Raw genomic sequence first — 19025 nt, 5'->3', positions numbered from 1 at the left:
CTGTCAATCGCGAAACTCGCGTTCACCCGAAATCATGGAGGAGATGCTTCGGCGCGACATGACGTCCTCCCGGATCACCGCGTAGATATGGACGAGCGCAAAGCTCACGATTACCCACAGGCCGAGATGATGCCAGGTATGGACGTCCTGACTGTTCGGCCAGATTGCAAACACCCAGCCGAACAGCTCGTACTGCCAGCTGTCACTGCCGGCGCCCTGCCCATAAAGTGCAAAGCCTGTGACGACCATGAACGTGATCGTCTGCGTAAACATGAAGAACATTGCGAGTTGAGCTAGGCGATTGTGCCCGACACGCCTCTCGGGCTCAACTGCAAGGAAGGCATACCCGCGAATCTCGTGGTACACCTCGCGCCAAAAGCTCCTGCGCCAGAGCGGCACGCAAAAGATCTGCATGGCATACGGGTTTCCCATCAGGGCCCAGTAGATGCGCAGCAGAAAGCCGACGCCGAGCACATATCCCGCAGAGAAATGCGCAACGCGGATATAGCCAAACAGGAAATTGCCGCTTGCCTCTCCCGGCATCGCCGGTGTCCCAGTTCCAATGAGATAACCGGATATACCCAGCACCAGAATGGCCGCCGCATTGACCCAATGGCACAGTCGCACCGGCGCCTCATAAACGTAGGCGACGCCATGGCCGACACTGCGAGCGGTCGGTGCCGCATCGACGGCCGTAAGGGGGTGCGGAGCCTTGTCCAACATGTGCCTAACGAACATTGACTGAAGCCATTTCTTGGCCGGCAGGACTGATCACGTGGGTCGAACACGCCAAGCACGGATCGAAGGAATGGATCGTTCGCAAGATCTCGACCGGCCGATGCGGATCCGCCATCGGAGTACCGATCAGGGAGGCTTCAAAAGCGCCAATATTGCCCTTGGAATCGCGAGGCGACCCGTTCCACGTCGTCGGCACGACACATTGGTAATTGGCGATCTTGGTGTCCTTGATCTTGATCCAGTGCCCGAGCGCACCGCGCGGCGCCTCAGTGAAACCGTAGCCCTTGGCCTCCTTAGGCCAGCTTTCCGGCTTCCACTTGCTGACATTGGCAGTTGCGGTATTGCCGGCCTTGATGTGGAGCACCAGCTTGTCCTGGAAATAACGCATCTGATGCGCCGCCCACTGACATTCGAGCGCTCGCGCCGCGGTACGGCCAAGCGTCGAAAACAGCGCAGTCAGGGGAAGATTGAGCCCCTTGAGCAGTCTCTCGGCCGGCTCCTTGAACTCGGCTTTGCCTTGCGCACAACCGATGATGTATCGTGCCAGCGGCCCGACCTCGACGGCGTGGCCGCGCCAGCGCGGCGCTTTGATCCAGGAATACTTGCCGCCTTCGTCGAGTTCCTTGATATCTGTCCTGCTGCCTTTGACCTTTCCCCCAAGCTGAAAGCTCGGCTCGGTGACGCCATCCCAGGGATGCAGACCGCAGAACTCGCTCGGGTACTTATACCATGAATGGGCGACGAACTCCTGGATCTGCTCGGGATCGCCATGGTCAATCGGCAAGATCTCCTTGAGATTGCCATCAAGAATGACGCCGCGCGGCAGCTTGAGGCTTTTCTCGGAACAGTCGTTGGCGCTTTCGGGGATGTCGCCATAGGACATCACACTTTTGCCCGAAAGCCCGCCGCCATAGAGCCAGTCCTTGTAGAACGAGCCGATCGCTGCAATGTCGGGCAGATAGACCTGCTCGACAAACTCGATCGAACGGTCGATGACCGAGGACACGAGGTTAAGCCGCTCCATATGGATCGCGCCCACCGCGCCAGTTCCATCGATATTGATCGCGCAAGGCACGCCGCCGACCAGCCAGTTCGGATGCGGGTTCTTGCCCCCATAAATGGCTTGGATCTTGACGATCTCCTTCTGGAAGTCGAGCGCTTCCAGATAATGCGCCATGGCCATCAGGTTCGCTTCCGGTGGTAGCTTGTAGGCCGGATGACCCCAATAGCCATTCTTGAACGGACCAAGTTGCCCTGATCCAAAGAATCTGGTGAGCCTGATCTGCAAATCCTTAAAATACCCAGGAGACGACAGCGGCCAGGGCGAGATAGACTGCGCCAGGGCGGAGGTCGATTTGGGATCGGCCTTGAGCGCGGAGACCACGTCGACCCAATCCAGCGCGTGCAGGTGATAGAAATGCACGAGGTGATCATGCACAAGCAAGCACAGCTGCATGATGTTACGGATCGAGTTGGCATTCTCCGGAATGGAGATCCCTAGCGCATTCTCAACCGCGCGCACAGAGGTGAGCGCATGGGTGCCGGTGCAGACACCGCAAATCCTCTCGGTGAACGCCCATGCGTCCCGCGGATCGCGCCCGCGCAGGATGACTTCGATGCCACGCCACATCGTCCCGCTCGAGACTGCATTGCGGATCACGTTGCCGGAATCGAGATTGGCCTCGACGCGCAGGTGGCCTTCGATCCGGGTCAGCGGATCGATGACAATTCGCTTACCGGAAGAATCGAGGTTGAACCCATTCGGTGTCCGGACACCCATAGTCGCCCTCCCCTCAACTCGGTTTACTTCTGTGAGCTGCGCGATCCGGCTTGTGGGTCAACCGCTTCACGGCCGTGACGGCCGCGTGCGCGGCGACGGTCAGTCCAACCGCGCCGGCAGCGGCCATGCCGATCTGATCGGCGTTCTTCTCGATGCCGAACTGCTTGATGGTCGTGAGCCGGTCGTAAAATGAACCTTTGTCCCAAAAGCCGTCTTCGGAGCAGCCGAAGCAGCCGTGGCCGGATTGAACCGGGAATGAAACGCCGCCGTTCCACCGAACGGTCGAACAGGCATTGTAGGTGGTCGGCCCCTTGCAACCCATCTTGTACAGGCAGTAGCCCTTGCGTGCGCCCTCATCATCCCACTCCTCGACAAATTGGCCAGCGTCGAAATGGGCACGCCGATAGCACTTGTCGTGGATGCGCTCGGAATAAAACATCCTTGGGCGTCCTTGGCGATCGAGCTCCGGAAGCTTTCCGAACGTGGTCATGAAGGTCACCAGGCCTGTCATGACCTCTGCGATGGGCGGGCACCCGGGCACCTTGATAATCGGCTTGTTGGTGATCACCTTATCGATCGCCACCGCGCCAGTCGGATTTGGCTGGGCCGCCTGCACGCACCCCCACGACGCACATGTGCCCCAAGCGATGATCGCCATGGACTCTTCCGCCATCGACTTGAGCTTTTCAATGAACGGCTTGCCGCCGTCAATGCAGAACATGCCCCCCTCGTTCAGCGGCGGATTGCCTTCGACGGCAAGCAGGTACTTGCCTTTGTACCTGGCACGGGTTTCCTCCAGGATGGCTTCGGCCTGATGTCCTGCCGCCGCCATGATCGTATCGTCATAGTCGAGCGAAATCATCGACAGCAGTGCGTCTTTGATCAAAGGATGGGCCGAGCGGATAAAGCTTTCCGAGCAGCAGGTACACTCGAGCCCGTGCAGCCAGATGACGGGCACACGCGGTTTGGTCTCCAGAGCGGCGGCAATGTCGCTTGCAGCGAGCGGACCGAGTCCGAAGCTCGCGGCCGTTAAACTGCAGAATCTGTTGAAACTGCGACGCGTGATACCCTGGCGTCTGATCACGCTGTAGAAGGTTTCCGTTGCCCCGCCCATGAACCCTTCCAAGTGTCTCGTCGGCCGTCACGAATGACGTCCAGCAGCAAGAAACAGGCCACGGCACAAGAAGCACTTGGCAGATGCCAAGCCGCCGCGTGGCAGTCTGCAATGCGGATTGGCGAGCACAGCTAGCGAGGCACAAGCTCGCGTCTGGTCGCCCATCGCGTTAATGGTCCGGTTTTAAACGTCGACGTGGGAACTCCAACAAAGCAACGGTTTGCTGCTGCGCGGCGGATGCGTCATACTCGCTTTAAGCACGGCGCGCGGCATGACGATTGCTTGACAGAGTTGGTGCCGTTGCCGGGCACCACATCGGTCACCGATTTAGACCCTGGTTGATGCGCCAGCGGCAGCTTGGCAATGCCTTCGTTGAAAACATGCTTGTCGCCCTGATCGGCGCAGCCGCAAAACCCCGACAGAGACGCGCGACTTGATCAGAGCTATGCGAGGACCCGTCATAGCTGAGGTGTGGCGATGAAGATCGTGGCCGTAGATCGGAGAACTCTGCGCTTCGATTTTATTGAACCGTCAGGCTGCCGCATCCCACCTTCATGTTTTCGAATTCCGGAACCGCTAAGCTTGGCCCGCAGATGCAGGCGACCCTTTTCCATCAGCATAAACCCAATTACCGCCAGCATCGGTTTGGTCATAGACGCGGGTGCGAATATCGCATCGACGTTCCGTTTTCTGGATCGAGGTCCGTACGCCTTGTAGCGAAGCCTCGCCGTCTCTGGCGATTGCAACACCCCCGCCCCGTACCCGCTTGCCTGCGATATCGCGAGCGAAGAACTTGTCTAGTCTGGCACGCCGTTGCTTGGAAACTGCGACGTCATTGCGCCTCACCTCGAGCAGAGGCGCGGAGTGTGCCGAATTGTGGCTGATTCCGGCCTCCGCCGCGGCCATAACAGGCGCGTTCACTGTGTCCTCGCCAAGGACGGACGGATCTGGCTTGCAATACTGCTGCTCGCTCATGATCGGACATGTCGGGCCGCCACGTCGCGGGTAATTCGAACCGGCGAGGTGCGCCTGCCCTCATGTGCCTCTCCTGGCACAGCATTTGTCGATGAGGGTTAAAGTAAAAATGACGGCAAAGGCGAACATCACCATACCGCCGGCAACCCAACTTGCCTCGCGCCAGCGCGATGCCTGGACGTAGTCTATGACGTAGGCTGACAACACCTTGGTGCGCCCAGGAATGTTGCCGCCGATCATCATCACGACGCCGAATGTGCCGATCGTATGAGCAAAGCCAATCACGGCAGCCTTGAGAAACTCCAGTCGCGCTAGCGGCAGGCCGATGGTAATGAAAGCATGCAACGGAGAAACACGCTGACTGGCCGCAACTTCCAGCGGAGCGTCTCCTATCGCAACAAAGGCATTACGGATCGGTTGCACCACCAAAGGGAGCGCCGAGAGGACCGAACCGACCACGATTCCTGCAAAGGTAAAGGCGAGCGTGTGCTCGCCCCAGAAAGAGGCGAGAAGGCCCCCTGGACCGTTCGGGCCGAGCAGGACGAGCACGCAGAAGCCGAGCGCAGTCGGCGGCAGCACAAGTGGCAGCGCGATGATTGTCGCTACCGCATCGCTCAAGACCGTCTTTGAGCGTGCTAGCCACCACGCGAGCGGCGCGCCAACAACCAGGAGGATCATCGTCGTGACGCTGGCAAGCTCGATCGTGAGCGCAACGGACTGCCAGATCTCCGCCGAAAAAGCATCCATGTGCGTCAGCCCCCCGGTGAGAGTACGTCGTCATACCGGTTCAGCGATCGCCTGCACTTCCGGATCGTTGACGGATCTGGCGTGCATCGCCTATTGGTCCGGTCCAACCTCCAAGAACTGGGCGTCTTTCCAGATTGACGCGCAAAGCCGCTCGCTAACAGCCGACGCATACCGGCTTCGCTGCCTGTTAGCGGCGACAGTGCAGTGGAGCAGAGGTCAGGATCTCCGGTCTCTATCAATCGATTAGCCTGCGGGATGGGCGCACGCCGTATTAAGTTCGGCTGCGCGGCTTCCGACATGGCGAACACGTTCGTTGTGTTGGCCCCAACCGTCCCTTCTGAGGCGACGACGCGACGGCAACTCGACAGCATTGCGAACGACAACGGCTTGCGCGTATCCGCGCCATTCAGGACGTTCGAAGTCGAATTCGCCTTAGAGGTGAAGTGATTTTCCGGAGCCGCAGGGCCGTTCTCAAGCAGCCGCCTCGGGCGAACGCTGTCGCCCAAGCGAGACGCCCGAAATGTCGCGGCTTGCGTGGCTCGGCTATTGAGCTCGGTGCTCGCTGTAACGCTCAACACCGTCTCGGACCTCGGCGCCCGTTTCGACAACGCGGCAAGCTTATCGTGTGGCACGCGGGATTTGGTGGCGGCCACCACATCGACGCGCGTCGTTGCTGCGAGCAAGAGCGGCATCGCAAGCCTCATCGGAAACTCCTGTGACGGGGCCGCTTCGACCGGTCTGACGGCGCAGCTCCTCGCTTGCTCTCCAGCAATCTCTGTGCCGCTTGCGAATTGTGGCGTGCGTGAGAAAAACGCGCATAGGTGCCAGCGTTCGCTGTGGAGTGGACCTAACGCGCTGTCAGGTTTCCGGCATCTGTGTTCTCAAGCAGACAGCGACGGCACAATGAAACGACAGAGTTTGCCGCCCGAGAGATGCTCTTGGGGTTTTACAACGCTCCGTGCTCACTCGACGCAAATCTTCACGTAAATTCTGCTTCGACGAATCGGCTGGTTTGTTTAGGGTCCCTCAAGCGCGAGCGCGACCAGCGCAAGCAAAACCCTCCACAGTCCCATTGCGAGAATAACGCGACTGAAGAAACGCGCTGAACTTTTGTCTTGCCTAGAAAGACAATTGGGCGTCGCCGACCGTCTTTATCCGCCCCCTGCGCGCGCTGTTCTATGATAGCGGGGCACAAACTTGGGACATGCGTTAGTTGTGCCGGGAGATCGGCCAGGACACGCCACCGAAACCACGCGTTGTAGCGAACCTACCGCGCGTCCGGGCGATGCAGTATATCGACGGTGATGGTGCCGTTGGCGCGAGAGACACATGCGCAGATTTTTTCGTTCGCAAGCTTTTGCTGCTCGCTGAAGAAGACGTCGCGGTGGTCGAGCTCACCGTCGATGTTGACGAGGTCGATGGCGCAGACGCCACACTCGCCGCGCTGGCAATCCGCAATCACCTCGTAGCCGGCCTCATTGAGCACGTCCAGCAACGAGCGATCGCGCGGTATCTCGATCTCGACGGCTCGATCTGCAAGGCGCACCCGGAAACCTTCAGTCGGCAGCGAACCGCTCGAACCGAAGGTCTCGTAGCGTAGGTCGGATAGTGCGCGTCCTGCGCCCGTCCAGGCCCGGCGCGCTGCATCGAGCATCCGCATCGGACCGCACAAGAGCGTTAAGGCGTCAGGCGGCAGCGAGGCGAACAAGTTATCGAAATCGAGCCGGTGCCCTTCGTTGCCCGCATGGACAATAAGCCGCTCGTTCAGCAAGGGAGCGAGAACGTCCAAATAGACGGCTTGCTCACGGGAACGCACAGCATAGTGCAAGGTAAAGTCGGCATCGCGGCGGGCCAGCGCCCTGGCTGCACCAATCAGTGGCGTAAGGCCGATGCCGCCCGCGATTAGGCAGTAGTGCCGGCGCGCCCAGTCGATCGGCAGCAGCGAGGCCGGCAGTGTGATGGCCAGCCGCGCGCCCGGGGCGAGCGACCACATGTACCGCGAGCCGCCGCGCGAGTCCTCCGCGCGCCGCACCGCAATACGATAGCCGGCTCGGTCGGCCTCGCCGACCAAGGAGTAGGACCGCGTCTCCGGGCGCCCATCGATAGTGACGGCAATATTGATATGGCTGCCGACGGGATAGGCTGCGCCATCGAAGTTTTCCGGTTTGATCAGCAACTCGCGGATCGCAGGCGTCAGATCGCGCGTCGCGACAAGGGTTGCGGGTGTCCAGCTTTCCATGAACCGCATGCAGGTCTCCTCTAATCGCCTGCCATCCTGATGAGCGCCAGTCCCGGCAGCAGGTCAAAATTCGTCTTGTTCTTGAGCACCAGGCGCAAATTGCGCGCCGCCACTCGCGCGTGCTCGCGCATGATTGCTTCGGCCCGCGCGCCTTCGCGGTTTTCGATTGCGTCGATCACGACGCGGTGTTGATCTTGCGCAATCAAGAGTGTGTCGCGCGCATCCGGTAGTGTCGATTGGGTCACCACAAAGCCGCTGGGCGAGGCGAATGGCAGCGCAGACGCGCGATCGACCTGCCGGATCAAGGGCGCACTGCGTGACAATTCGGTCAGCAGCGCGTGAAACCGTGCATTGAACGCGATGTAGGAGGAGAATGCCTCGACGGAGATTGGATCCTGCCGCACCAGGCGGTCAATCTCGTCAAGGCATCCCTTCAGAGGCTCGAGATCGCGCAACGAAACGCCGCGCTCGGCGGCAAAGCGCGCGGCCAGACCTTCCAGCGTGCCACGCAGTTCGATCGAGTCCAGGACATCTCGCTCGGAGAACGCCTTCACCATGAAGCCGCCAGAAGGGATCGCTTCCAGAAGTCCTTCCTCCTCCAGCCGGACCAGCGCCATTCGCACCGGGGTGCGCGAGGCGCCGGTCGTCTCCACCGCCTGTAACTCGGAGATCCGCTCGCCCGGCCGCAAGTCGCCCGACAGGATCAGATCGCGCAAGCTCAGCTGGACGCGCACCGTCTGTGAGACGGAGCGATCAGTGTCGCGCTCGGCCATGTCCTACTCCGCAGCCTGCCGGCTTTGCAACGCGTTCTCGGCGTCGATCATGCGATCTATAAGACGGCGGGCCCACATCGCGCCCGTATCGATATTGAGATTATAGAAGACCCGGTCAGGATTTTCGTCGATCGCGCGCTGCTGCGCTTCAAGAATGACCTCGTCCTCACGGAAGATGCCGGAAACGCCCTGGCGCAGTTCGGTGGTCAGGCGCTGTTCGTTCAGACGGTAATTGCGCACGAATGCCCAGAAATAATGGCAGCTCGTTCCCGTTTCCGGCGTGATGGTGTTGAGGACAATACCATTGACGCCGGCCGAGCGATTGCCTTCGGGCGCGCCGGTTTCAGCGGGCGCCACCCCGACGTCGATATTGATGGTGCACGGCGCCTCGAAACGAATGATTTGCCAGCGGTCCACCGGACCAGGTTTTTGCAATTGTTTGGCCCAGAACGGCGGCGCGGTAATCCCCTTCATCCAGCGCGTTACGGTGGCGGTTTTCTCGCCATGAGTGACGTCAAACGGCGCTTCCGCGATGGCGTCATTGCCGATGCTGGCGCCATGCACAAAAGTTTCGTGGGTCAGGTCCATGAGGTTGTCGACAACCAGACGATAATCGCATTTCAGGTGAATGGTGCCACCATCGCCAGCCCAAGCGGAATCATCGTTCCAGTGCATATCGGGCACCAAGCCCGGATCGGCTAGCGCTGCATCACCCATCCACAACCAGACGAACCGATGGCGCTCAACGACAGGATAGGCACGCACACAGGCGGAGGGGTTGATCGTCTGTTGCGAGGGCATGAAGGTGCAGCGGCCCTGTGCGTTGAATTTCAGCCCATGATAGCCGCAGGCGACGCTGTCGCCCTCAAGGCGACCTTTTGAGAGCGGCACCAACCGATGCCAACAGGCATCCTCCAGCGCTGCGACTTCGCCGTTGGTGCGCCGATACATCACAACATGCTTGCCGCAGATCGTGCGGGGCAACAGCGCCTGCTTCACCTCGGTATCCCAAGCGGCCGCGTACCAGGCATTGGTCGGAAAGCAATGGGTCATATGCCGATTTCCTCAGTTCTGGACACTGAATGTATACATAATCGGCAGATTTCGATCGAAGTATGACAAATTTTCGTGCTTTCGATGGTAAACCTGTATACAGAGATGGTCAAAATGGAGAGATAGACCCCACCGCATTCCGCTCGGCCATACCGAAGCATCAGCTTGGTTTGCACGCGGCCGAGCACTGCCCGCTGAATCCGGCCTCGCCAGCCTGCTCATCCCGCTGGATCTCGGCCCGCGCACCGTCGCTTTCCTCATAGGGTGATCAGCGACGCTCCTGGCCTGCGTAGGGGCGCAGCGTGGGCGCTTGTTGGCCGGCAGTACAGTCCCCTTGCCGGGATCGGACGTCGACGTCTTGGCGCCGAGATCGGCCCATGCTCTCAAATCATCCAGTGCGTAGATGACGCGACCGCCGATCTTTCGATACGTCGGCTCCGTGCCATATATGCGGTGCTTTTCGAGCGTGCGGCCGGATAGGCCGAGATAACGCGGAGCCTCCGGCGTGCGCAGGAACCACGGGGATAAGCCAAACATCGGATTGGGCATTTGAGAGCTCCAGGTGATTGACGCGCCGAGGACGGCGGCGCTGGCGTTCGTGCCACATCATGCAGAAGCGCGCTCTCGGAAGGGATATCGAACATTGAGGGGCGACTTTCGACACCCCTAGGGCAAGGCATATTCGTCCCTGCGCTCTGGCCGCAAAGTCGGTAATGGCCTCCGCGCACCAGTACCAGCCCACTTTGCGCCAGACGGACAGTGGGCTGCGCAGATCGCGCGATGTCCAGGCCCGATCCCCTTGCAGGAATCGCCTCCCGTTTGTGAGGGGGAAGCTTCTTTGCAAGGTCGTCCACCGCTTAACGGTGTTTTCCCAATTGGCACCGCTCCAGCAGACGACCTTGCTCAATCATCACTCACGGGTGCAAAGACACTCGTTGTGGGCTGAACATGCTCAGTCGGCTTCGCAAGATTGCAGAAGCAGAACCCCATTACGCGGGAGAAATTCGCCCAACCGTCCGGCTTCACCGGGCCATGTATTGCTGGTCTGAAGCACGCTCGCCGTCTTCCAATTGTCGCCACTCTGTTCGAACTCGCCAGTACACTCGGAGTCAGTCACGTTGGTCCTGTCCTGCCTGATAAAGAGGTCGAAAACGAACGATCAAAGCTGGCAAGGCGGAATGATCGAGTTGAGGAACCATCGTAGCGCTGCTTTTGCGAGACGGCCAAAGGCTCACCCAGGGCCGAAGGCGGATACGCCTTACATCGACCAAACCTGCCTAGCCGCACCGTTAGCACGGGCCTGGAGACGCCATCGCGCACGAACGAGCTTTACCGCGAGCAAATAACGCAGTGCCCCGCACCAAATCAAAGATTTCCTAACGAAGCCAAATCTAGCCTAGCCTTGATCTCGCTACGCTTCCATCGCGTGGATACCTGCGATCCAGACAATCAATTTTACCAATGCAGCGCAATGTTGCATCAACTCAGCACTCGACGCATACCGATCACACTGAGCTTCCACGCCGAGACATGACTCGGCTAACGTACCCTGCCAGTGCAAGATATGCGTCACCCTGAGCAACGCCTTCGCATTCGGACTTGCCAACGCCGTCCGAGTATTCAGATGAACCTCGCCAGGAGGCAGATGTTTCCGATGGCCGTTTGATCGGCCGCAGGTTGGGCGTCTGGTGCAAATCTTGCTTGACGAAAAAGATAACGTAATTGAACGCCTGCCTTTGGAATGACGCGCCGGCTCTCGGAACTGTCTTCAATCGGACACGGCTAAAATGACAGCCTCGTATGAGGCCGGCGCCTCTCAACGATGCGGCGGCCCGCATTCGAGTGTATTCGGGAAGGAAGCGTCATGACCACCATGGCAACTGCGGCACCCGCGCGCGCGTCGCAAACTTGGTATCAAATTCTCTACGTCCAGGTGTTGATCGCGATCGTGATTGGCGTCATCGTCGGCTGGCTATGGCCATCGGTTGCGACCAACGACTGGGTCAAGGCGCTCGGTGACGGCTTCATCAAGCTGATCAAAATGGTGATCGCGCCGATCATCTTCTGCACCGTCGCGTCCGGCATCGCGCATATTCAAGATGCAAGGAAAGTCGGGCGCGTCGGCGTCAAGGCGCTGGTCTATTTCGAGATCGTCTCCAGCTTTGCCTTGGTGTTGGGCCTTGTCATAGGCAATCTGGTCCAAATCGGCCATGGCCTTGCGGTCAAACCCGATGCTGCGGCGGTCGCCAATTACGTCAAGCAGGCGGAAGCCTCCAAGACGGTCGATTTCGTTCTCAATATCATTCCCGAAACTGTGGTCGGCGCCCTCGCTCGCGGCGATGTCCTGCAGGTGCTCCTGTTCGCGATCCTGTTTGGCTTTTCGCTGATGGCACTTGGCGAGCGTGGAAAGGGGCTGCGCGGCATGATTGACGATGTCGCGCACGCGGTGTTCGGCGTGATCGCCATCATCATGAAAGCGGCCCCGATCGGTGCATTCGGCGCGATGGCCTTCACGATCGGCAAGTTCGGGCCGTCGGCGCTGGGTAATCTGATCGGTCTGATCGCGCTATTCTATGCCACGGCCGCGGTCTTTGTGGTGGTCGTGCTCGGTCTGATCGCGCGCATCGTCGGCTTTTCGATCTTCAAGTTCATTGTCTATATCAAGGACGAGCTTTTGATCGTGCTCGGCACCTCGTCCTCGGAAAGCGCGCTGCCGCAATTGATGGAAAAGCTCGAGCGACTGGGCTGCTCCAAGCCCGTGGTCGGCCTCGTGGTCCCAACTGGCTACTCCTTCAACCTCGACGGTACCAACATCTATATGACGCTTGCGACATTGTTCATTGCCCAGGCACTCGGGGTCGATCTCACCTTTGGCCAGCAGCTCACGATCTTGCTCGTGGCAATGCTGACTTCGAAGGGGGCAAGCGGCGTCACCGGCGCGGGCTTTATCACGCTCGCCGCGACATTGTCGGTGGTCAGCCCGGCGCTGGTGCCGGGCATGGCAATCGTGTTCTCGATCGACAAGTTCATGAGCGAAGTGCGAGCCCTTACCAACATCACCGGCAATGGCATCGCCGCCGTGTTCGTGTCCTGGTGGGAAGGCGAGCTCGATCACGCGACGCTACACGCCCGGCTCAAGCAGCCCACCGATTCCACCAATATCGACACCAGAAGCACACGGAGGTAGTCCCCCCGCATTTTTGCCGTGATTTCAAGACGCGTCGAACGCGAATGTAGCCAACTTCGTGATTCCTCGCCGACTTGAACTGCCAGCCGGAGCATCTCTACGCGGGATCTCCGGATCGCAGTACCTGCTCCGTGTCGTGCCCCGGCAACGCCTTTGAAAAGATCCCCGAAACGAGGTCAAAGAGACTTTTTCCGCAGTCCTTTTCAGACGCGCCTTTCGAGAGCAGGCGCAAGATTAGCGGCTGGTGCTTGGCACTGAACTGGCATCGTCTGACCGACGATGCGGTGGCGATCTTGCTGGTGCAACTCGGTCACCCGTTGTTTCCAGGGCGTGTTGCGGCATCAGACCGCAATGGGCGTCGCCACCGGGAATCAGATTAGCACCTGCACCGGCCCGAGATGGATCGGACAGAGGTAACGTCACCGGCTCCGCAGCTTGCTGCTGCTCTTTCCAGATTAGGCGAGGCATGCCTCATTGTTAAGCGTCTTGGCTGAGCTGAGTAGCCTTGTCCCACGTTGGACGCGCGCCGGCGCCACGCGGCTGTGCTCTGCCGGGGTTCCCCGCGGCCTCGAGCGCCTACGAGGGTTATCGGCAGCGAAGCAAAACAGACATGTCAGGCTCGATTGTACGCATGTCTGCGCGCGATATCGAAAGGTTTAGGACAACTATACGTACGTTTGTAATGCGCCTCTCTTCGGCGCGTGCTGAGTTCAGCTGCAAGCAATCGATCTCGGACCTGCGCGCGAGCGTCTCTCGGGACAGAAAGGATTGCCCCATTTTTGCCTAAAATGTTATAGCTCTCCCGCCGCAGAAAGGCCGGACGGTCTAAGAATGCTTAACCAGATCAGCAATTTCAAACGTTCAGCCACGCTGTTTGCTTTCGGCAGCATAACGCTGGCGGTGGTGACGCAAGCTTCCTTGTACCTTCACACGCATTTCGCTGCGACGGCGTTCGCCTATTTGCTGGTGATATTGCTGTTTTCGTTGATCGGCAGCTTTATCGCATCATCCGCGCTTTCAGTCTTAGCCATCGTTGCTTTGGCGTACTACTTTGTGCCCCCGGCGTTCAGTCTGCGGATCGACGACCCTCAGGCTCTTCCGGTGGTCGTCGCATTCTTTACTGTTTCGATTGTCGGAACGCACCTGATCGGAAAAGTCCGCCAGGAAAGAGAGGCTGCCCGTGAGGCTGCGGCAAAGCTCCGGCGCAGCGCTGCCGATTTGAAGGACCGCGAAAAACGGTGGCGCGCAATCTTTGAGCACAACCCAGCCATGTATTTCATGCTCGACGAAGCCGGTGCTGTCCTCAACGTCAATACATACGGCGCGGCACAACTCGGCTATGCGCCTGCCGAACTGATCGGTCAATCCATCCTGGGAATCTTTCTTGAGGAGGATCGCGCATTCGTTCGCAAATTCGTTCGAAAGTGCTTTGAAGATATCGGCCAATCGCACACTTGGGACGTCCAGAAAGTCAGAAAAGACGGCTCGGTATTGTGGGTACGTGAAAACGCCAAAGCCATGCTCTGGGCCGATGACCAGTCCATTGTTCTCATAGCCTGCGAAGATGTCACAGAGCGAAAGCAAACCGAACTTGCTCTGCAGCGGAGCGAAGCCCATTTGGCGCAGGCGCAGGAGCTGAGCCATACAGGCAGCTTCGGATGGAACGCTGCCACCGGCGAGGCCTTTTGGTCAAAGGAGACTTTTCGAATTTTCCAGGTGGACCCGCCGACGGTTCCCGGGCCGCAACTGGTCATCGAACGCACTCATCCAGACGATAGAGCTTCGGTCCAAGAGACTCTCGATCGCGTGATGCGAGACCCAAAGGATTTCGAACATGAATACCGGCTCTTGCTGCCGGACGGCTCGGTGAAGCACATCCATGCACGGGCGCGAGCCACGACAACCGCCACTGGTGACATCGAGTTTGTTGGGGCTGCGACGGATATCACGGCGGCGCGGCAAACAGAACAGCAGCTGCGCCGCAGCGAGGCCTATCTGGCCGAAGCCCAGCATCTTAGTCATACGGGTAGTTGGTCCTGGGACCTCCACCGTCGCGATTTTGTGTATCGCTCCGCCGAGGTCGATCGCCTGTTTGACTTTGATCCGCAAGAGACGATCTCGCTGGAGGCCATTCGGTCGCGTATCCATCCAGACGACCTACCGCTGCTTCTGGAAGTGCAGCGCCAAGCTATCGAAATTCAGCAAGAGCGCTTTGAATATGACTTTCGAATCCTTCTGGCGGATGGCGGGATAAGGCGTATACACTCGGTCGCGCATTTGGTGATCGACAGGGATGGAAACGCGAGCGAACTCATCGGAACACATATCGATGTCACCGAGCAATACGCCGCAAGGTACCGCCTGGAAAACACACTTGCTGCGCTGCGCGAAAGCGAACAGCGCTTCCGCGACTACGCCGAAACAGCCTCAGACTGGCTCTGGGAGACCGGGCCAGATCATCGGGTCACCCACTTGTCCGAACACACCAGCGCTGCGGGAATCTTGGCGACAGGATTAATCGGTCTGCCTCGCTGGGACATTGCGCGCGACGCCGAAGACGAACCTGAGATGTGGCGGCAGCATCGGGCGACGCTGGAGGCGCATCTCCCGTTTCGGGATCTGGTCTACCGCACTGTCAACCGGATGGGATCTCCGATCTACGTCCGGACGAGTGGCAAGCCTTTTTTTGATATCGACGGTAATTTTCTGGGCTACCGTGGCGTCAGCACTGACATCACCGCTACCATTCGCGCAGATCAAGCCGAACAAGAACTGCGAAAGGCACAGGCGGAGCTTGCACATGTGACGCGTGTGACGACGTTAGGAGAGCTGACAACCTCCATCGCCCACGAAATCAACCAGCCACTCGCCGCGATTATCAGCAACGCCGACGCGTGCCTCGGCTGGATGGGCCGCCAGACACCAGATCTTACCGCCGCGCGCTCTTCGGTTGAGTGGATCATCGAAGACGCAATCCGGGCCAGCGAAGTGATCCGTCGCATTCGCGTACTTGCGAAGAAAGGCGAGATCGAGATGGTACCGCTCGATATCAACGATGTTGTTAAGGATGTCATTGCTTTGGTGGCACGTGAGCTGGTTAGCCACCGAGTGACGCTAAAGACTAAGTTGACGGCAGCCCTGCCCGCGATCCTCGGTGATCGGATTCAGCTGCAACAGGTGATCATCAATCTGGTAATGAATGGGATCGAAGCCATGGACGCAGTTACAGACCGAGCGCGCGAACTGGTGATTCAGTCATCTAAGGACGATACGGGACATGTGCAGCTTACCGTGACGGATTGCGGCGTCGGGATCGCTAAAGATGATACCGACCGAGTATTAGACCCCTTCTTCACGACAAAATCGAGTGGTCTTGGCATGGGTCTTTCGATCTGTCGCTCGATTTTGGAAGCTCATGGAGGGCGCCTTTCAGTCGTTCGCAAGCAGGGGCCGGGGGCAAGCTTTCGGGTTGACCTGCCGTTGCACAAGGAGTTCGTGCCGTGAGCGAACGCTCTGCCCCCCCGCGCGAAGGCAGCAAGGCTGAAGCTTCGGCAAATGCGATAGTCTTCGTTGTCGAAGATGACGTCTCGATGCGTCGGTCGCTAACGAACCTTTTTCAATCGGTCGGCCTGGACGTCGTTGCGTTCGGGTCGGCCCGCGAAATGCTACAGAGCAGGCTTCCCGATGTTGTTAGCTGCCTGGTCCTCGATATCCGGCTGCCAGGTCAGAGTGGACTTGAGTTCCAGGCTGAGCTGGCGCGGTTGAACATTCATGTTCCGATCATTTTCATCACCGGCCATGGCGACATTCCCATGAGCGTCAGGGCCATGAAAGGCGGAGCGGTCGATTTTCTCACCAAACCGTTTCGCGATCAGGAACTGCTTGACGCCGTGGTCGCCGCGACGGAACGTGATCGCAAGAGACGGAAGACTCAGCAGACCGTCGCGGAGCTGCAGGCTCTATTTGAGACCTTAAGCCCGCGCGAGCAGGCAGTGATGAAGCTGGTCGCTACCGGCCTGATGAACAAGCAGATAGCCGCCGAGCTGGGGCTCGCCGAGATTACGGTCAAGATCTACCGGGGACACCTAATGAAAAAGATGCGCGCCCGGTCGCTCGCGGATTTGATCAGAATGACTGAGACGCTGCGCATCGGCGCAAACCGACCCGAACAAACCTAAGTATGATTTTACAATTTCACCGCTCAAGCCCACTTTTCGCCAAAGGTGGCCAATGCTGCGGCGGCCGCCATTCCTGCGTCCGGAGGGCACGTCTTGTCCACGCATTTAATATCTGTCGTCGACGACGACGCGTCGGTCCGCGCGGCGACAGAGAACCTTTTGAAATCGCGTGGCTACATCGTCCAAACCTTTGCGTCGGCCGAGGACTTTTTGAGATCACCGCGGTTGAACGAAACCTCCTGCGTAATTACGGATGTGCAGATGCCGGTCATGAGCGGCTTAGACCTGTTGGCCGAAATGCGGACCAAAGGTCTCAGTGTGCCGTTCATTTTCATTACTGCCTTCCCGAACGACCGCGTGCGCGCCTCGGTCCTGAGCTCGGGAGCGATTGGCTTTCTGGCCAAGCCCTTTGCCGGACACACACTGATCGAGTGCCTCGATGCTGCATTGAAGTAGAACCGCGGCTGGTGGCACGCCTGAAACTAGCCGGCCGTCGCCAACTTCATGTCTGATCTCAGCCCTTCTCACGCGAGACGCTCTCGATCAGCCTCTTGGCGTCAAGCGCGCGGCACCTGCAGTAAGAACTCCTGAGGATATTCTGGAATCAACTTCCCGAATCAGCTGGCATTGCCAGCGGTCGATTTCCTACTTTGCTGCATTGATCCGTGACCTGCTCCGCCCCGCTGGCCACCTCGATCCAGAACAGCGCTCCCGCCGCGAGACCCAGGTACTTGGCATTCTGGGTTCCATTCATCTATGTGGGCTGGCGCTCAGGTGATCTTCCCCCGGAACGGATTCGACAGGCTTGAGCGGTCGCTTGGCCCGGTCTCGTCGTAGCAACGTACTGCTCACGACGACGAAAGAGCTCCTCTCAGCCAGCAGCTCTTTGGATTGAATTGTCGAGCCATTTTCTTGCGTCTTGTTTATGATCGACGTTGGTCGGCAGGCGAAGAGCTCTGCGGGACGAATTCCTGCTCGCCGCAGTGCCACAGCCCGTCATAGATGTTTCCTCTTGTCTACTGGAGTGTGCGCCTTTTTTCAGCCCTATCTCAGGCGGCTTCTTTGCTCCTCCCGAACTCTTGCGCCTCATTAGATCGCCAGGAAGACCTCCACCTCGAAGCTACCCATATACTCAACGCGCAAAACGCCCGGTCTCCCTTCGACCGCGGGGCGCACTTTGGGCCGCGCCTCGCGCAGCTTACTACCGACGCAAGCAATTCGATCAATTGCGTTACGCAGTGCCGCTCTTATGCCCAGTAATCGCTAGCAGCTCGGCGAAGACCAAGCCGGCCGGAACTCCTCTCTGCATACCGTTTTCCCTCAAAACGCAAGAGCTCGTCTGATTACGAGCCGCCAAAGGTCGCCTAACGTAGCGAAGAGCAAGGACGAGGCATGTTCTACGCGACGATGTTCCCGGCGGCCTATGATCACATGAAATTATCCTCGTATTCGCATGATGAGGGACTTTCTTCCGTTCCAGTATCCCTTCTTTCGCTGTCGTCCACTTTAGAAAGACGGTGCGCAGCAGTACCTCTTCGCTGCCACTCACCATCACTGTTCCTTATCCAATTGTCTGACTTCTCTGGATCGAGAACCATATTGTCGGCATCAACCTCGACAAACCCCATCCGTACCGCACGTGCTCTTGCTTCTGGATTAGCCGGGCGCAAATTGAGCAACGGCCTTTCGCCGCCCACTCGAAGTTGATGCTCGAGCAGAATATCGCCAGCGTTCTCGACGAGCGGATGAACGACCTGAAGATCTACAGTCGAGGTAGTCCCAGTTCGCCCAGGAAACAGCTCCTGCCATTTTTTGACGTCGAACTCCGTCATGCTGTCGCCGCCCTCCATTCTTAGAAGCCCGACACTTCTTTCTCCTAATTGGTAGCTGAAGTATCGCGCATTGCCGGAATCTCGAGTTGCTCCATAGCGCTCGGCAACTTTTGCAGTTCGCCGTGCTCTTGCGGACACGAACTCCGAGTACTCCTGCGGGTTGTCGGCGATGTGCTTGATTTCCGCGCCGTAATAGGCTCGCGCTGTGTCGATGAATGACGACCTATTGATCTCTATCACAGGGGGCCTTGGAACTAGCGAATATGGTCCTGTTACCGAAGGCGAGCTGCCGCTGGAGCCCGGTGCAGCTAAGTTCATACTGGCGAACGCATCCGCGAACCTATCTGCACCCGTTTGCTCGTCAGCTTCGGCAACGCGCGAGGATTGGAACAGGAGGAGCCATTTATCT

12 protein-coding genes and 1 pseudogene are annotated in these 19025 nt (G+C 58.8%); 4 read left to right on the top strand and 9 right to left on the bottom strand.

The window, feature by feature from the left end; all coding sequences use genetic code 11:
• Positions 1–3: 3 nt before the first annotated feature.
• The 8 genes and pseudogenes from cybH to ACOIX3_RS08545 form a co-directional block, all read right to left on the bottom strand.
• Positions 4–723 carry a Ni/Fe-hydrogenase, b-type cytochrome subunit gene (gene cybH, locus ACOIX3_RS08580; protein WP_420969372.1) on the bottom strand — a complete coding sequence of 240 codons (720 nt, stop codon included), beginning with the start codon at positions 721–723 and terminating at the stop codon, positions 4–6.
• A 4-nt stretch (positions 724–727) separates the two neighbouring features.
• Entirely contained in the window at positions 728–2518 is a 1791-nt protein-coding gene (locus ACOIX3_RS08575) for a nickel-dependent hydrogenase large subunit (protein ID WP_420969371.1), read from the bottom strand.
• Between the two features lie 13 nt (positions 2519–2531).
• Positions 2532–3632: a hydrogenase small subunit gene (locus tag ACOIX3_RS08570; protein ID WP_420969370.1), complete on the bottom strand. Its 1101-nt coding sequence runs from the start codon at positions 3630–3632 to the stop codon at positions 2532–2534.
• A 1035-nt stretch (positions 3633–4667) separates the two neighbouring features.
• On the bottom strand, positions 4668–5354 hold the full coding sequence (locus ACOIX3_RS08565; RefSeq protein WP_420969369.1) for a molybdate ABC transporter permease subunit: 687 nt from the start codon (positions 5352–5354) through the stop codon (positions 4668–4670).
• A gap of 1267 nt (positions 5355–6621) precedes the next feature.
• Positions 6622–7602 (bottom strand): PDR/VanB family oxidoreductase, encoded by a 981-nt coding sequence (locus ACOIX3_RS08560; protein WP_420969368.1) that lies wholly within the window; start codon positions 7600–7602, stop codon positions 6622–6624.
• An 11-nt stretch (positions 7603–7613) separates the two neighbouring features.
• Positions 7614–8366: a GntR family transcriptional regulator gene (locus tag ACOIX3_RS08555; RefSeq protein WP_420969367.1), complete on the bottom strand. Its 753-nt coding sequence runs from the start codon at positions 8364–8366 to the stop codon at positions 7614–7616.
• A gap of 3 nt (positions 8367–8369) precedes the next feature.
• Positions 8370–9419, bottom strand: a complete 1050-nt coding sequence (locus tag ACOIX3_RS08550; protein ID WP_420969366.1) for a Rieske 2Fe-2S domain-containing protein — start codon at positions 9417–9419, stop codon at positions 8370–8372.
• A 268-nt stretch (positions 9420–9687) separates the two neighbouring features.
• Positions 9688–9968 (bottom strand): annotated as a pseudogene (locus ACOIX3_RS08545) (helix-turn-helix transcriptional regulator).
• Between the two features lie 1315 nt (positions 9969–11283).
• Between ACOIX3_RS08545 and dctA the strand changes: the two are divergent.
• The 4 genes from dctA to ACOIX3_RS08525 all read left to right on the top strand — a co-directional run bounded on the left by dctA (position 11284) and on the right by ACOIX3_RS08525 (position 17240).
• Positions 11284–12606, top strand: coding sequence for a C4-dicarboxylate transporter DctA (dctA, locus tag ACOIX3_RS08540; RefSeq protein ID WP_420969365.1), 1323 nt, complete (start codon positions 11284–11286; stop codon positions 12604–12606).
• Positions 12607–13437: 831 nt separating this feature from the next.
• Complete coding sequence (locus tag ACOIX3_RS08535; protein WP_420969364.1) at positions 13438–16110, top strand: PAS domain S-box protein; 2673 nt, start codon at positions 13438–13440, stop codon at positions 16108–16110.
• Positions 16107–16784: a response regulator transcription factor gene (locus ACOIX3_RS08530; RefSeq protein ID WP_420969363.1), complete on the top strand. Its 678-nt coding sequence runs from the start codon at positions 16107–16109 to the stop codon at positions 16782–16784. Before ACOIX3_RS08535 ends, ACOIX3_RS08530 begins: the two co-directional genes overlap by 4 nt.
• Positions 16785–16877: 93 nt before the next feature.
• Positions 16878–17240, top strand: a complete 363-nt coding sequence (locus ACOIX3_RS08525) for a response regulator transcription factor (RefSeq protein WP_420969362.1) — start codon at positions 16878–16880, stop codon at positions 17238–17240.
• A 971-nt stretch (positions 17241–18211) separates the two neighbouring features.
• On the opposite strand, the gene ACOIX3_RS08520 is transcribed toward ACOIX3_RS08525, so the two are convergent.
• Positions 18212–18856, bottom strand: a complete 645-nt coding sequence (locus tag ACOIX3_RS08520; RefSeq protein ID WP_420969361.1) for an Effector protein NopP — start codon at positions 18854–18856, stop codon at positions 18212–18214.
• Between the last annotated feature and the right edge of the window lie 169 nt (positions 18857–19025).

It is taken from the genome of Bradyrhizobium sp. B120 (genome assembly GCF_049075665.1).
GTDB lineage: Bacteria > Pseudomonadota > Alphaproteobacteria > Rhizobiales > Xanthobacteraceae > Bradyrhizobium.
This window is presented reverse-complemented; position numbering and strand designations above follow the sequence as displayed.

What these genes read in the sequence shown, in the direction of transcription:
- ACOIX3_RS08560 (WP_420969368.1), bottom strand. Translation starts at nt 7,602, where the DNA reads ATGCGGTTCATGGAAAGCTGGACACCCGCAACCCTTGTCGCGACGCGC.
- ACOIX3_RS08575 (WP_420969371.1), bottom strand. Translation starts at nt 2,518, where the DNA reads ATGGGTGTCCGGACACCGAATGGGTTCAACCTCGATTCTTCCGGTAAG.
- ACOIX3_RS08535 (WP_420969364.1), top strand. Translation starts at nt 13,438, where the DNA reads ATGCTTAACCAGATCAGCAATTTCAAACGTTCAGCCACGCTGTTTGCT.
- ACOIX3_RS08555 (WP_420969367.1), bottom strand. Translation starts at nt 8,366, where the DNA reads ATGGCCGAGCGCGACACTGATCGCTCCGTCTCACAGACGGTGCGCGTC.
- ACOIX3_RS08570 (WP_420969370.1), bottom strand. Translation starts at nt 3,632, where the DNA reads ATGGGCGGGGCAACGGAAACCTTCTACAGCGTGATCAGACGCCAGGGT.
- ACOIX3_RS08565 (WP_420969369.1), bottom strand. Translation starts at nt 5,354, where the DNA reads ATGGATGCTTTTTCGGCGGAGATCTGGCAGTCCGTTGCGCTCACGATC.
- cybH (WP_420969372.1), bottom strand. Translation starts at nt 723, where the DNA reads ATGTTGGACAAGGCTCCGCACCCCCTTACGGCCGTCGATGCGGCACCG.
- dctA (WP_420969365.1), top strand. Translation starts at nt 11,284, where the DNA reads ATGACCACCATGGCAACTGCGGCACCCGCGCGCGCGTCGCAAACTTGG.
- ACOIX3_RS08550 (WP_420969366.1), bottom strand. Translation starts at nt 9,419, where the DNA reads ATGACCCATTGCTTTCCGACCAATGCCTGGTACGCGGCCGCTTGGGAT.